The organism is Streptomyces sp. NPDC001914, from assembly GCF_042891215.1.
GTDB lineage: Bacteria > Actinomycetota > Actinomycetes > Streptomycetales > Streptomycetaceae > Streptomyces.
On sequence record NZ_JBIASW010000020.1, the window covers coordinates 69,557 to 84,400 of the forward strand.

Here is a 14,844-nt window from a genome sequence, read left to right on the forward strand (position 1 = left end):
GAACCGGCGCACGGCTCCGGGCGCCGCGATGCCGCGGCCGAGGTGCGGCCACGCGGACCCGCGGCGGCCGGAAGCGGGGTGCGGCCACACGGCGGGCGAACCCGGGGTGCGGGCACGCAGTCACGCGGCAGCCGGAGCCGAGGTGTGGCCACGCGGCGGCCGGAGCCGGGGCGTGGCCGACGGGTCCGCGTGGCCCCGTGTCAGCGGTGCAGGTGGCGGCCGCAGTGGGGCCACGGGGTCGCCCCGCGGCGCATGTACAGCTTCTTGGCCCGGCGCGTCTGCTCCGCCGCCGAGGCGTCCTGGGGGCGCCCGGTCCCGCCGAGGGTGTGCCAGGTGCGGGTGTCGAACTGGTAGAGGCCGCCGTAGTTGCCTGAGGGATCCACGGCACGGGGCCGGCCGCCGGACTCGCAGGCGGCGAGCCCCGCCCAGTTCAGGTGGTCGGCTCCGCCGCGGGACGGGGGACGCGGCTTCGTGCCGACCCGGACCATCCGGGGCTGCGGCCGACGTACGACCTCGGAGCCTTCGAGCCGGGGCCGCTGCCTGACGCCGTTGACGGTGCGCAGGGTGTACGTCAGGCGCCGCGCTCCGTACCGGCCGGGGTCGTCGACGACCTCGACGCCCTCGAACAGCGAGTCGTCGTCGGCCCGCCGCACCTCGAACGGAATCCGTTCCTCGCGGACCTCCCGGGTCCCGGTGACGCGCAGGACGGTGACCGTCTGCCCGTCCCGCGGGAAGCTCCCGGCGGGCACGGAGGTCATGTCCTGTCCGCGCAGGGTGATCCCGGCCTCCCGCACGGCCTCCGCGACGCTCGCCGCGTTGGTGCGGATCGTCCGGGCCCGGCCGTCGGCCATGATCGTGACCGCGCGTTCGGTCCGTACGTCGAGGTCCAGCCCCTCACGGCCGATGGGCCGGGAACGCGAGGCCGACAGATGGGCGCCCTCGGCGCGCACCCCCAGTTGGCCGAGCGCTCCGTCCACGGTGTGCGCCGTCGTCCACACCCTGCGCCGTTCCCCGTCGATGGTGAGGTGCACCGGGCGCCCGTAACGCACCGCGACCTCGTCCCCGCTGGCGAGGGCGGTGCCGGGGGCGGGCGCGACCACGTCGTGCGCGCCCACCTTCACGCCTTCGTCGGCGAGCAGTTCCGTCACGTCGTCCGCGAAGGTGTGCAGCGTGCGCGGTCTGCCGTCGACGCTGAGCTCGATCGCCTTGTCGTTGGCGACGAACGCGGAGGTGCCGCCGGCCAGGAAGGCCACGACCAGGGCCTGCGGGAGCAGCCGGCGCAGGGCCTGGGCCTCGGGGCGCTCGAAGCCCCGCCTGCGCCGGGCCGCGCGCCGCGCCTCGGCCCGGCCGCCCGTGCCGCGTTCCCCGGTCCGCCCCTCGGCGGCGCCCGAGCCTCCGGCGGGCGTCGCGGCCGGGGTGTCCGGCTGCGGGCGCGGCAGGCGGGGCTCGGTCGGCGCGTCGGGGGCCACCGGGACCGTGCGTCCGCCGCGTGCGCCGGGCACGCCCTGTACGCCGTACGGCGGGGCCGGGGGCGCCTCCCACCCCGCGGGCCCGGTGGCACGCGGCTCGTGGGCGGGGCCCCAGGACTCCGGGGAGAGCACGGCGTACGGCTCGGGGGTCCCGTACGCCGGGGAGCCTGAGTACGGGTCGTACGCGGAGGTGGCCTCGGGGCCGCGATGGGCCTCGTGGCCGGTGTACGCCTCGTGCGGGGAGGACGCCCGCCGACCGGAGTGGTCCTGCGCCTGTACCGGGTGAGCCTCGTGGCCGGTGTACGCCTGGGGCCCGAAGTGCGTCCGCGCCTCGTACCCCCGGTACTCCCCGTGACCGCGGTACCCCTCGTGGTCGGCCGGCATCGCACCGGCCGTCCCGCCTCCCGCGTACGGGCCGACCGGGCCCGCCGGACCTGCCGGAGCCGCCGGACATGCCGGGCCAGCCGGACCTGCCGGGCCAGCCGGGCCAGCCGGGGCGAACACTCCGGGCGGCCCGAAGCCTCCGGGGCCGCCGGGCGGTCCGAAGCTCCCGAATCCCTCGGGCGCCCCGACCGGTCCGAACGCCTCGGGCCCCCCGGGCGGTCCGAAGCCCCCGGGCGCTCCGGGGCCGCCGGGCGGGCCGGCCATGCCGAGGGGGGCCGCCACGGTGGGCGCACCGGCCACGGCGGCGGCGTCGGTGACACCGACGACGACGGTGGTGGCCTCGGGGCCACCGTTCGGTCCGTACGTCTTGTACGGCTCGTACCGCGAGCTGCTCACGACGACACGCTCCTGGGTCCGGATCGGGCGACCAGAACCTAGCGGAGCGATCGTCACTCTCCCAAGCAACGCGGCTACGCTGTGTCGCGACACCCTCTCGCCGGACCCCGCGGCGCGACCGGGAAAACCCCCCGGAACCGTTATGGATCAGTAATCGAACGCGCGCGCGGTGTTGGCGGAGATCGAGGTCGCCAGCGTGTCCTCGTCGATCCCCCGCACCGCGGCCATGGCGCGCACCGTGACCGGAATGAGATACGGAGCGTTGGGCCGTCCGCGGTACGGCGCCGGCGTCAGGAAGGGCGCGTCGGTCTCGACCAGGACGAGTTCGAGCGGGGCCACGGCCAGCGCGTCGCGCAGCGGCTGGGCGTTCTTGAAGGTCATGTTGCCGGCGAAGGACATGAAGTACCCGGCGCGGGCGCAGATCCCGGCCATCTCGGCGTCGCCGGAGTAGCAGTGGAAGACGGTCCGCTCCGGGGCGCCCTCCTCCGCGAGGACGCGCAGGACGTCGGCGTGGGCGTCGCGGTCGTGGATGACCAGGGCCTTGCCGTGCCGCTTGGCGATCTCGATGTGGGCGCGGAACGAGCGCTCCTGCGCCTCCTTGCCCTCGGGCCCGGTGCGGAAGAAGTCCAGTCCGGTCTCGCCGACGCCCTTGACGTGCGGGAGGGCGGCGAGCCGGTCGATCTCGGCGAGCGCCTCGTCCAGGGCCGCGTCGCCGCCCGGTACCCGCGCGCCCTGACGTGACCAGCCGTCGGGGTCGCCGAGCACGATGCGGGGCGCCTCGTTGGGGTGCAGGGCGACGGTGGCGTGGACGGCATCGTGCGTGGCCGCGGTCTCGGCCGCCCAGCGGGAGCCCTTCACGTCGCAGCCGACCTGGACGACCGTCGTCACGCCGACCGAGGCGGCCTTGGCGAGGGCGTCCTCGACCGTGCCGGACTGCATGTCGAGGTGGGTGTGCGAGTCGGCGACGGGAACGCGCAGGGGCGCGGGGAGCGGCGGTGCGGCGTTCTTGTCGGCGGCGGAGGCGGAGGAAGGCATGCCCCGATCCTACGAAGGAGGCATGCCCGGCCTCACCTCGCGGGGAGCGGGCAGGCCGCCCCGCCCGCCGGGGTCATCCCGCCCGGCGGTGCTGGAAGGGGTGGAGCAGGTCCGACAGGTGCCAGTGGCGCGGCTCCTTCGGGGCGTCGGAGGCGTCCGGGGCGTCGGTCGTCTCGCCGTGCGCGTCGTCCCCGGGCTTGCGCGGCCGGGCCGACCTGCGCGCGCGGTGCGTCGCGGAGTGCATCGAGCCGAGGGCGAAGGACACCTGGCCGGCGCGCATGATGCGCACCACGTGGCTGTCGCAGTTCAGGCAGGTGGGCCGGCTGAGCGGCGACGGCACGACCTCGCCGTCCGCCACGTACACGACGAACTCGGAGCCTTCGGTGTCGCGGTGGTGCTCGATCTCGTACGACTGCTCCCAGCCGTGCCCGCAGCGCATGCAGGCGAAGGAATACGACTCGTGGACGACGGCCGTCGCCGTGCCGCGGTGCCGGGTCTGTTCGGTGACCTGACCGGCGCTGCCGCCGCCGGTCCGTCCTGTGGTCTCACTCATGCCAGCCGCTCCTCTTGTCCGCTGGACAAGCACCCCCGTCGGCGGGATTCCCCCGGAATTCCACCGGTTCGCCGGAGGCGAGGGACGGGTGCGTCCCTTCGTCCAGTGGACGCCTCTCCCGGCGCGAACGCATCCGGCCTGCCGAGTGTTGGAGCCGTTTTGGCCTTTCCTTGTCGGAAGGCTCCTGTCACACGGCCTGAGCTTTGCTTTTCACGATAGTCCTTTGCCCTTCTATGGGCCGCTTCGTTCTGCGTTCTTTGCCGCCACGACCGCATCGAAGACGTCCCGCTTGGGCAGTCCCGCCTCGGCGGCGACGGCGGCGATGGCCTCCTTGCGCCGCTCCCCCGCCTCCTCGCGCACCCGCACCCTGCGCACCAGCTCGGCGGCGTCCAGTTCCTCGGCGCCCTTCTCGGGGGCGCCCTCGACGACGACGGTGATCTCGCCGCGGACCCCCTCGGCGGCCCAGGCGGCCAGCTCGCCCAGCGGGCCGCGCTTGACCTCCTCGTACGTCTTGGTCAGTTCGCGGCAGACGGCGGCGCGGCGCTGGGTGCCGAAGACCTCGGCCATGGCGGCGAGGGTGTCGTCGAGCCGGTGGGGCGCCTCGAAGTAGACGAGCGTGCGGCGCTCCTCGGCGACCTCCCGCAGCCGGGACAGCCGCTCGCCGGCCTTCCTGGGCAGGAAGCCCTCGAAGCAGAAGCGGTCGACGGGCAGGCCGGACAGCGCGAGCGCGGTGAGCACGGCGGAGGGGCCGGGGACGGCGGTGACCTTGATGTCCTTCTCGACCGCGGCCGCGACCAGCCGGTAGCCGGGGTCCGACACGGACGGCATCCCGGCGTCGGTCACGAGCAGGACCCGCGCCCCGCCGACGAGCGCCTCGACGAGCTCGGGGGTCCGGGCGGCCTCGTTCCCCTCGAAGTACGACACGATCCGCCCCGTCGGCTGCACGCCGAGGGACTGGGTGAGCCTGCGCAGCCTGCGGGTGTCCTCGGCGGCGACGACATCGGCCCCGGTCAGTTCCGCGGCGAGCCGTGGCGGCGCGTCGGAGATGTCGCCGATGGGAGTGCCTGCCAACACAAGGATTCCTGTCACGCTCCCATCCTCGCAGGGGTGCGGCCCGGCAAGCTCATCCGACCGGAAGGGCCCCATGCACGGGACTCCCACAGACCTGTTCCCTACGATGGCGCGGTGACCAGTACCGCGTCCTCCACGGACACCCGGCAGGGCCAGGCCGCCGACGCTCAGCGGCCGTCGTGGCAGCAGCGGCTGCGCCGATTCGGCTACACGGCGCCGCCCAGAAGTGATGTGCGCGACCGCCTCGTGCCGCCGTACGCCCAGCCAGGCCCGGGGATCTGGGCCGCGCTCGGGCTGCGTCAGGAGGTCGCCGACCGGTTCAACCGCTGGTCGGGGTGGGTGGGCCCGCTCCTGGTGACCCTGCTCGCGGGGTTGCTGCGGTTCTGGAACCTGGGCAGCCCGAAGGCGGTGATATTCGACGAGACGTACTACGCGAAGGACGCCTGGGCGCTCTTCCACCGCGGCTACGAGGTCAACTGGGCGAAGGACGCCAACGACCTGATCCTCCAGTCCAACGGGCACGTGAAGGTCCCGGCCGACGCCGCCTATGTCGTGCACCCGCCGGTCGGGAAGTACGTCATCGGGCTCGGCGAGTGGATGTTCGGCTTCAACCCCTTCGGCTGGCGCTTCATGACCGCGCTGCTCGGCACGCTGTCGGTGCTGCTGCTGTGCCGGATCGGGCGCCGGCTGTTCCGTTCGACGTTCCTCGGCTGCCTCGCGGGCCTGCTGATGGCGGTGGACGGTCTGCACTTCGTGATGAGCCGCACCTCGCTGCTCGACGGTGTGCTGATGTTCTTCGTGCTGGCGGCCTTCGGCTGTCTGGTGGTGGACCGTGACAAGGCGCGGGCGAGACTGGCGGCGGCCCTGCCCGTCGACGAGTACGGCTCGGCCCGCCCCGACCGGGACGTCGCCGAGACCACCCGGCTGGGCTGGCGGCCCTGGCGCTGGGCGGCCGGCCTGATGCTGGGCCTGGCCATCGGCACCAAGTGGAACGGGCTGTACATCCTCGCCGCGTTCTGCGTGATGGCGGTCCTGTGGGACGTGGCCTCGCGCCGGGTCGCGGGCGCCCGCAACCCCTACGCGGCGGCCCTCAGGCACGACACCGGCATCACGTTCCTGGCGACGGTCCCGGTGGCCGTGTCGGTGTACCTCGTCTCCTGGACCGGCTGGATCCTCTCGCCGGACAACGGCAAGGGCGGCTACTTCCGCAACTGGGCCGTGACGGACGGCAAGGGTGGCAACTGGACCTTCCTGCCGGACTGGCTGCGCAGCCTGTGGCACTACGAGCACGAGGTCTACAAGTTCCACGTCGGACTGTCGTCGCCGCACACCTACCAGTCCAACCCGTGGAGCTGGATCGTCCTGGGCCGCCCGGTCTCGTACTTCTACGAGTCCCCGCTGCCCGGCAAGGACGGCTGCCCCTCCGACGCGGGCGACAAGTGCGCCCGCGAGGTGCTGGCGCTCGGCACGCCGCTGCTGTGGTGGGCGGCGGGCTTCGCGATCCTGTACGTGCTGTGGCGCTGGGCGTTCCGCCGCGACTGGCGGGCGGGCGCCATCGCCTGCGGCATCGCGGCCGGCTATCTCCCCTGGTTCCTGTACCAGGAGCGCACGATCTTCTTCTTCTACGCCGTCGTCTTCGTCCCGTTCCTGTGCCTGGCGGTGACGATGATGATCGGCGCGATCCTCGGCCCACCCGGCTCGGGAGAACGCCGCCGGGTCATCGGCGCAGCCGGAGCCGGCGTCCTGGTCCTCCTGATCCTCTGGAACTTCATCTACTTCTGGCCCCTGTACACGGGCACAGCGATCCCGATCGAACAGTGGCGGTCACGGATGTGGCTGGATACGTGGGTCTAGCCGGGTGAGCGGACCCGCGGGTGGGGCCGGGTGGACGGACCCCGAGGACCGGGAGCAGCAGGCGGACGTCACCCGCCGCCTGCTGTACTACCTGAACGCCCCGGTCGCCGATCACTGCCGCCTGCTCGGTGTCCTGCCCGCGCCCGGCGCCGTACGGATCGCCGTCCGTGCCGGCGAGGGCGAGCACGTCATGGACCTGCTCTACGAGATCCCGAACGACACGGTGACGCCCTACTGGATCCCCGGCCTGCTGCGTACGGTCCTGACCGGACCCCGGATCCACGGCAGCGGCGATGTCGACGAGGTCATGGGGATGACGCTGGTCCGCCTGCGCCCGGAGGAGATCACCCCGGACCCGGAACCCGAGCAGGGCCGGGCACTCACCGTCGTGCGGGCGCTGTCCGGCCCCGGCGACGACGAGAACCCCTTCCTGATCGGCTTTCTGATGCGCGGCGACGGGTTGCTGCGGCTCTACGTACAGCGCGCTGACCGGCCCGGTGTCATCGGCGCGGACATCCGCCTGACCGAAATCCCCGCCACCGCGCTCATCGCCTCGCTGCCTTCCCTCGTCGAGGAGGAGCAGTACCGGCGGCCGGCCCCGGACGACCCGCACTGTGATCTCCTCGTCGACCTGACTGGCTGAAAAGAACCGGCGAGACGCATCCATGAACGATGTTCACGGATGCGTCCGTTTTTGTGGCTAACGATTCGGCGAAGGTCTGCACCATCCGCCCCTCCCGCGCCTAGAGTGCAGCATGCACCGACTTTTCTGAACGCGTTCAGAAGTTCAGAGGAGGGGTCACGGGGAGGGATCGCGGGATGCGCAAGGGGGCCAGGGCTGCCGTCATAGGCAGCGTGTTCGCGGTGATGGTGGGGGGTGCCGGGTACGGCGCCTACAACGTGGTGACGGCGATCAGCGGGGACGGCGGTACGGGAGCCGGCGGGCCCGCGGAGGTGAAGACCGGGCCGCCGAGCAGCGCCGAGGTCAAGGAGGCCAGCCGCGCCTTCTTCGCGGCCTGGGAGAAGGGCGACGCGGCCGGGGCCGCCCGGTACACGAACTACGCGTCGAGCGCCGAGGGCCTGCTCGCCGGCTACCGCGACGACGCCCATCTGACCGACGTGAAGATCACCCCGGGGGCCGCGTCCGGGGCCCGGGTGCCGTTCTCCGTCAAGGCCACGGTGTCCTACGACGGGAAGAGCAAGCCGTTCGCGTACGACTCCGAGCTGACCGTCGTACGCGGCGAGACGACCGGGAAGGCCCTGGTCGGCTGGAAGCCCTCCGTCGTCCACCCGGAGCTGAAGGACGGCGACACCCTGGTCACGGGCGAGTCGGCGAGCCCGGCGATCGAGGCCGTCGACCGGAACAACGTTGTCCTGACGAAGGAGAAGTACCCGTCCCTGGGGCCGATCCTGGACGCGCTCCGGGAGAAGTACGGCGACAAGGCGGGCGGCACGCCCGGCATCGAGCTGTCGATCCGGCACGCCGCCGAGGGCACCGGCGGCGACACGACCCTGGTCACCCTCGCCAAGGGACGGCCGGGCAAGGTCCGCACGACCCTCAGCGCGAACGCGCAGGCCGCCGCGGAGAAGGCCGTCACCCGCTACGCCGAGTCCTCGGTGGTGGCGGTGAAGCCCAGCACCGGAGAGGTGCTCGCCGTCGCCAACCACCGCGCGGACGGCTTCAACGCGGCCTTCCTCGGCAAGCTCGCCCCCGGCTCCACGATGAAGATCATCAGCGCGGCGACCCTCATCGACAACGGCATCACGACGGCCAACGGGCCCGCGACCTGCCCCGACACCGCGGTCTGGCAGAGCCAGACCTTCCACAACCTCACGGGCATGCAGCCGCAAGAGAACGCCACACTCTCCGACAGCTTCTCGCGCTCCTGCAACACCGCCTTCGTGAAGTACGCGGACGACGTGAAGGTCGACTCGCTGACCAACGAGGCCGAGCAGCGCTTCGGACTCGGGCAGAACAACTGGAAGACCGGCATCGAGTCCTTCGACGGCTCGGTGCCCGCCTCCGGCGGCCCGGACACGGCGGCCAACATGATCGGCCAGGGCCAGGTCCAGATGAGCCCGCTGAACATGGCGTCGGTGACCGCCACCGCGATGACGGGCGTCTTCCGCCAGCCGGTCATCGTGCCGCGCTCCCTCGACGGCCGTGAACTGGCCACCGCCAAGGGCCTCTCCGCCGGTACGGTCGCCCAGCTCCGCGCGATGATGAACCGCACGGCCGTCAGCGGCACCGCCTCCCAGGCGATGGCGGGGCTCGGCGGCAGCATCGGGGCCAAGACCGGCTCCGCCGAGGTCGACGGCCAGGCGAAGTCCAACAGCTGGTTCACCGGATACCGCAACGACATCGCGGCCTCCGCCATGACCCAGGAGGGCGGGCACGGCGGACAGGCCGCCGGTCCGATCGTCGCAGCTGTGCTACGAACGGGCGGCTGAAGTCGCTCCCCACAGGACGGGACCCTAGGGTGGTGCCTCTCGTTGAGGAACGAGAGGCACGGGGGCATCACAGGGCACCACGGGGCACCAGGGGACGGCGGAGGACACGAGGCTGTGGGCAAGAGGGGCAAGAGAAGGCGCGTCGCCGAGCGACCGAAGACGAAGCAGCCCGCCGTCCTCGGCGGGGTGATCGCCGTCGCCGTCGTCGGCGCCGCGCTGGGTGCCTACAGCCTCTACGGCAGCGGGGCGGCGGCCGACGAGGGCGTCACGGCCACCACCCGCAAGGCCGTCAAGACGGGCCCGCTCTCCGCCGCCGAGATCGGCATGGCGTCCAGCACCTTCCTGAAGGCCTGGCAGAGCGGCGACGTCAAAGGGGCCGCCGCGGCGACCGACGACTCGGCCGCGGCCACGACCACGCTGACCGGCTTCGGCAAGGACGCCCACATCAGCGGCGTGACCCTGACCGGCGGCAAGCGCTCCGGCGCCGACGTCCCCTTCACCGTCAAGGCCACCGTCACCTACAAGGGCAGGACCAAGCCGCTGTCGTACACCTCGAAACTGACCGTCGTACGGCGGGCGAAGGACGGCGTGGCCCTGGTCGGCTGGAAGCCGTCCGTGGTCCACCCCGACCTCCAGGACGGCGACCGGCTGGTGACCGGCGCGGCCGGGACGCCCCCGGTCACGGCCATCGACCGGCACGGCGGTGAGCTGACCGCCGCCAAGTACCCCTCCCTGGGCACGGTCCTCGACGGGCTGCGCGAGAAGTACGGCAAGACGGCCGGCGGCAAGGCCGGCATCGAACTGCGCGTGGTCCGCAAGGCCGCGGCCAAGGGCAAGCAGAAGACCCCCGACAAGACCCTGCTGACGCTCAGCGCGGGCACGCCCGGCAAGGTGCAGACGACACTCAGCCCGACCCTCCAGGCGGAGGCCGAGAAGCTGGTGGCCGCCAAGCCGAAGGCGTCGGTGGTCCTGATGCGCCCCTCGACGGGCGAGATCCTCGCCGTCGCGAACAGCGGCCACGGCTTCAACACCGCCTTCCAGGGCTCCCTCGCGCCCGGCTCCACGATGAAGGTCATCACGGCGTCGATGCTCTTCGAGAAGGGCCTCGCCTCCCCCGACAAGCCGCACCCCTGCCCCAAGACGGCGACGTACGGCGGCTGGAAGTTCCACAACGACGACGACTTCGAGATCAAGAACGGCACGTTCAAGGCGAGCTTCGCGCGGTCCTGCAACACGGCCTTCATCACCCAGGCCAAGAAGCTGAAGGACGACGACCTGACCAAGCAGGCCCAGCAGGTGTTCGGTCTCGGCCTGAACAACTGGGCCATCGGCGTGCCCTCCGCGGACGGCTCGGTGCCCGTGCAGAGCGCCGCGCAGATGGCGGCCGAGCTGATGGGCCAGGGCGGGGTCCGCATGAACCCGCTGAACATGGCCTCGGTGGCCTCCACGGTCCAGTCCGGCACGTTCCGCCAGCCCTACCTGGTCGCCCCGTCGGTCGATCACCGCACCCTGGCCAAGGCGTCCCGCACGATGTCCGCGACCACGCTCGCCCAGCTCCGCGAGGTCATGCAGTACACGGCCGCCGCCGGCACCGCCGCCGAGGCCATGGCCGGACTCGGCCCCGACTACGGCGCCAAGACCGGCTCCGCCGAGGTCGACAACCAGAAGCAGCCCAACGGCTGGTTCACCGCGTGGAAGGGCGACCTGGCGGGAGCCGGCGTCGTCCAGCAGGGCGGCCACGGCGGCAGCACGGCGGGCCCGATCGTGGCAGCCCTCCTGAAGGCCGGCAGCGCCACCTGACACCCACCCACCGGCACCGGCTCCGTCGTCCTACGGCCCCGGGAAGCGCCCCGATGTCAGTGGGACCTCCTAGCCTCCGCGCATGACGCTCTCGCTTCCGGAAGGCCTGCCGCCCGCCCGCGGCGTACCGGCCGGCTCACCGGTCCTGTGGTACGCCGACAAGATGCCGTACGCCACGCTGCTGGACGCCTGGGCCCGCGTCCAGCGGCAGCAGGACGCCACCGGCCTCAGGCCGGTCCTCTGCTACGCCGACAACGACCACCCCGACTCGCTCGACCTCTGCGAAATAGCCTCTGTCGACCTCGAAGCCGAGCTGGAGCAGGGGTGGCACGACGACCGCCGACGCCGGCTCGCCTGGCGCGCGGCGCCGCCCGAACCGCTGGACTGCCCCGAGGACGTCGAGCCCTGGGAGGACGACCCCGGCCCGCCGTTCGACCGGTGGCCCGGACTCGCCCCCGCCGCCCTCCCCGCCCCGGCGGCCGACCCGGACGAGGCCGCCCTGGCGGCGGTCGTCGCCCACCTTCATCACGTGGGCGAGCCGGGCGTCTCGCTCGGCCTCGTGAAGGCGGCCCGGAGCGCCGACATCCCCGCCGTCCTCGGCTGGCGCTCGGAGGCGCCCCTCCCCCTGCTCTGCGCACTGCTGCGGAGCTGGGAGGACCGTTTCGGGGCGCGGGTGGTCGGCGTGATCGGATCGACGCTGTACGTCTCCGTCGCGAGGCCCCCGCGCGACGAGCGGCAGGCCACGCACATCGCCCTCGAACACCTGCTGACCACGGCCGACAACATCGTCGACGACCCGCCGACCCCGTTCCCCCGGTACGCGGCGTCCCTCGTCGGCGCTTCGATGTGGAGCTTCTGGTGGGACTGAGGCGACAGGCCGGGGGGCCTGCCGGGGCCCGGTCGCGTGGGGTGTACACCGACCGCTAGCGTGCCGTGCATGAACGTCACCGATGAGAACGCCGGAGAGGGCCGGTCCTCCGTCGTGAGCGACCCCGACCCCCGTTTCGCCGAGGCCCTGCGGGAGCTGGGGCTCGGTGAGGTGATCGGACGGGTCCGGCGCTTCCCGGACACGGCCCGCACCACCGCCGAGGCCGCCGCCGCGATCGGCTGCGAGCCGAGCCAGATCTGCAAGTCGCTGTTCTTCGCGGCGGACGGGGCTCCGGTGCTGGTGCTGCTGGACGGCTCGGCGCACGTCGGCATGGAGCTCGTCCGACGGGAACTGGGCGCCGCGAAGCTCACCCGGGCCGGGGCCCAGCTCGTGAAGGAGTCGACCGGGTACGGACCGGGCGCCGTACCGCCCTTCGGGCACCGTACGAGGATCCGTGTCCTGGTGGACCGTTCACTGCTCGGCCACGACACGGTGTGGACATCGGCGGGCACGGCCTCCACCGTCTTCCCGATGGACCCGAGGAGCCTGATCGCGCAGGCGGGCGGCACGCTGGTGGATGTGAGCGAGCCGATCGCGTGACGCCGCTCGTCGCCGCGGCCGTGCTGCTGGCCGCGGTCACGCACGCGGGCTGGAACGCGCTCGCGCACCGCATCGAGGACAAGCTCGTCGGCTTCACGCTCATAGCCGGCGGCGGAGTGCTGCTCGGCCTGGCCATGGCGCCGTTCGTGGCGCTCCCGTCGGCGGGGGCATGGCCGTACCTGCTCGCCTCGGCCGTCGTCCACGTCGCGTACATGATGCTGCTGATGCGCTCCTTCAAGCTCGGCGACTTCGGGCAGGCGTATCCCATCGCGCGCGGCTCCGCACCGCTGGTCGTCACGGTGCTGGCGGCCGTCTTCGCGCACGAGGTGCCCGACGGCTGGGCGGCCTCGGGCGTCGCGCTGTCCTGCGCGGGTCTGACGGGTGTCGCCCTGTGGGGTCTGCGCGGCCGGCGCCCCGACTGGGCCGCGATCGGCGCCGCGCTCGCGACCGGCGTGGCGATCGCCGTGTACACCGTCGTCGACGGCCTGGGCGTACGCGCCTCCGGGACCTCTTTCGGCTACATCGCCTGGCTGATGACACTGCAGGGCGTGGCCATCCCGGCGTACGCGCTGTACCGCTGGCGCGGCGGGACGCTCGCGCGGCTGCGGCCGCACGCCGCCGTGGGCTTCCTCGGCGCGGCGCTCTCCGTCGCGGCCTACGGCCTGGTCCTGTGGGCCCAGACCCGCGCCGCGCTGGCACCGGTCGCGGCGCTGCGGGAGTCCTCGATCATCGTCGGAGCGGCGATCGGGGCGGTCTTCTTCAAGGAGCGGTTCGGCGCGCCGCGCATCGCGGCGGCGGGGCTCCTGGTCGTCGGGATAGGGCTGATGCTGCACGCGGGGGCCGGGTAGGGGGGCGCGCGCCGCTGTCGGCGCGGGTCCGTTGTCGTCCCGGGTCCGTTGTCGTCCCGGGTCCGTTGTCGTCCCGGGGCCGTTGTCGTCCCGGGGCCGTTGTCGGTGGGTCCCCGTGGTGTGCGAAGCCGAGGCCGGACCGAGCTGCCCCCGCGCGGGGCCCGCGGCACAGGGGGGCGGGTATCGGGGTAGCGCCCCGGAAGCCGTCCCGGGCGTGAAAGCGGTCAAGCCGCACCCCGTCCCCCGCCTCCGGCCGAAGAGCCGGCCGGGCATCCGGCCCGGGCATCCGGCCCGGGCATCCGGCCGGAGCGTGACCGAGCCGGGCGGCTACGCCGTGATGGCGGTGCGTACCGCTCGTACGAGGGCCTGGGCCCGTGGGTCCGCCGTCACGCTCTTGCGGAAGCCGTTGGTGACGTAGCCGAAGGCGATGCCGGACTCGGGGTCGGCGAAGCCGAGGGCGCCGCCGCGGCCGGGGTGGCCGAAGGAACCCGGGGAGAGCAGCGGCGACGCTCCGCCGTGGAGCATGTAGCCGAGACCGAAGCGGGTGTTGACGACGAGGATCCGGTCGGGTCCCGCGGACTGCTCCGAGCGCGCGGCCGACAGCGTCTCCGGGGTGAACAGCCGGACGCCGTCCACCTCGCCGATCAGCGCGGCGTAGAAGCGGGCGAGGCCGTCGGCGGTGGCGATGCCGTTCGAGGCGGGCAGGACGGCGGCGCGGTAGGCGGGGTCGTTCTCGTCGGGCGCCGGGGTGATCGCGGCGAAGGCGCGGCGGGTGAGGGTGCCGGGGTCGGCGTAGGCGTCGGAGACCGCCCGCTTGGGGCGGGTCCTGAGGGCGCCCGGCGCGGCCGGCGCCTCGGTCTGCGCGACCCGGCCCACCCGGCCGGCCACCGCCGCGGGGAGCCCGACCCACAGGTCGAGGTCCAGGGGCCGGGCCAGCTCGTCCGCGATCCACCGGCCGATCGTGCGCCCGGTGACGCGCCGGACCAGCTCGCCGGTCAGCCAGCCGTACGTCTGCGCGTGGTACCCGTGCTCGGTCCCGGGCTCCCAGGCGGGCGTCTGGGCGGCCACCGCCGCGGCCGTCAGGTCGGGGTCGGCGGCCTCGGCGGGGGTGAGCGGGCGGTCGACGGCGGGGACCCCGGCCCGGTGCGCGAGCAGATGCCGTACGCGGGTGTGTTCCTTGCCGTTCGCCTTGTACTCGGGCCAGTAGGCGGCGACCGGCGCGTCCAGGTCGAGCTGTCCCCGCTGGGCGAGGAGGAGGAGTACGGCGGCGGCGACGCCCTTCGTCGCCGAGCGCACGATCTGCGCGGTGTCCCGTTCCCAGGGCTCGGTGCCGTCGACGTCGCGGGTGCCGCCCCACAGGTCGACGACCTTGTGCCCGTCGCGGTAGACGGTGACGGCGGCGCCCCGGTCCCCCAGCGTCGCGAAGTTGGCCGCGAACGCCTCCCTGACCGGTTCGAAGCCCTCCGCCACCGTGCCGTTCACGTCCACGCCCGCGCTCCCTGTCGCCTCACCACT

12 protein-coding genes are annotated in these 14,844 nt (G+C 73.3%); 7 read left to right on the plus strand and 5 right to left on the minus strand.

Translation table 11 applies throughout. From position 1 onward, the window contains the following. Positions 1-200: 200 nt before the first annotated feature. The 4 genes from ACFYYF_RS36510 to rsmI form a co-directional block, all read right to left on the minus strand. Positions 201-1,601 carry a ubiquitin-like domain-containing protein gene (locus ACFYYF_RS36510; protein WP_388782765.1) on the minus strand — a complete coding sequence of 467 codons (1,401 nt, stop codon included), beginning with the start codon at positions 1,599-1,601 and terminating at the stop codon, positions 201-203. Between the two features lie 795 nt (positions 1,602-2,396). Further along, positions 2,397-3,284, minus strand: a complete 888-nt coding sequence (locus ACFYYF_RS36515) for a TatD family hydrolase (protein WP_388782649.1) — start codon at positions 3,282-3,284, stop codon at positions 2,397-2,399. Between the two features lie 73 nt (positions 3,285-3,357). Beyond that, positions 3,358-3,837 carry a hypothetical protein gene (locus tag ACFYYF_RS36520; protein ID WP_388782652.1) on the minus strand — a complete coding sequence of 160 codons (480 nt, stop codon included), beginning with the start codon at positions 3,835-3,837 and terminating at the stop codon, positions 3,358-3,360. 231 nt (positions 3,838-4,068) lie between these two features. Further along, positions 4,069-4,926, minus strand: coding sequence for a 16S rRNA (cytidine(1402)-2'-O)-methyltransferase (gene rsmI, locus ACFYYF_RS36525; protein ID WP_361683861.1), 858 nt, complete (start codon positions 4,924-4,926; stop codon positions 4,069-4,071). Positions 4,927-5,022: 96 nt separating this feature from the next. Here rsmI and ACFYYF_RS36530 point away from each other — a divergent pair, with 96 nt between their 5' ends. The 7 genes from ACFYYF_RS36530 to ACFYYF_RS36560 all read left to right on the plus strand — a co-directional run bounded on the left by ACFYYF_RS36530 (position 5,023) and on the right by ACFYYF_RS36560 (position 13,329). After that, positions 5,023-6,762: a phospholipid carrier-dependent glycosyltransferase gene (locus tag ACFYYF_RS36530; RefSeq protein ID WP_361683858.1), complete on the plus strand. Its 1,740-nt coding sequence runs from the start codon at positions 5,023-5,025 to the stop codon at positions 6,760-6,762. A gap of 4 nt (positions 6,763-6,766) precedes the next feature. Continuing rightward, positions 6,767-7,405, plus strand: a complete 639-nt coding sequence (locus ACFYYF_RS36535; RefSeq protein ID WP_388782655.1) for a hypothetical protein — start codon at positions 6,767-6,769, stop codon at positions 7,403-7,405. A 176-nt stretch (positions 7,406-7,581) separates the two neighbouring features. After that, entirely contained in the window at positions 7,582-9,213 is a 1,632-nt protein-coding gene (locus ACFYYF_RS36540; protein WP_361683852.1) for a penicillin-binding transpeptidase domain-containing protein, read from the plus strand. A gap of 114 nt (positions 9,214-9,327) precedes the next feature. Next, positions 9,328-11,013, plus strand: a complete 1,686-nt coding sequence (locus tag ACFYYF_RS36545) for a penicillin-binding transpeptidase domain-containing protein (RefSeq protein ID WP_388782658.1) — start codon at positions 9,328-9,330, stop codon at positions 11,011-11,013. A gap of 82 nt (positions 11,014-11,095) precedes the next feature. Next, positions 11,096-11,881, plus strand: a complete 786-nt coding sequence (locus tag ACFYYF_RS36550) for a DUF4253 domain-containing protein (protein ID WP_388782660.1) — start codon at positions 11,096-11,098, stop codon at positions 11,879-11,881. A gap of 69 nt (positions 11,882-11,950) precedes the next feature. Continuing rightward, on the plus strand, positions 11,951-12,481 hold the full coding sequence (locus tag ACFYYF_RS36555) for a YbaK/EbsC family protein (protein ID WP_388782662.1): 531 nt from the start codon (positions 11,951-11,953) through the stop codon (positions 12,479-12,481). Then, on the plus strand, positions 12,478-13,329 hold the full coding sequence (locus ACFYYF_RS36560; RefSeq protein ID WP_388782665.1) for an EamA family transporter: 852 nt from the start codon (positions 12,478-12,480) through the stop codon (positions 13,327-13,329). The genes ACFYYF_RS36555 and ACFYYF_RS36560 overlap by 4 nt, the downstream gene beginning before the upstream one ends. 327 nt (positions 13,330-13,656) lie before the next feature. Here the strand turns inward: ACFYYF_RS36560 and ACFYYF_RS36565 are convergent, their stop codons facing one another. Further along, positions 13,657-14,817, minus strand: coding sequence for a serine hydrolase domain-containing protein (locus tag ACFYYF_RS36565; protein ID WP_388782668.1), 1,161 nt, complete (start codon positions 14,815-14,817; stop codon positions 13,657-13,659). Positions 14,818-14,844: the final 27 nt, after the last annotated feature.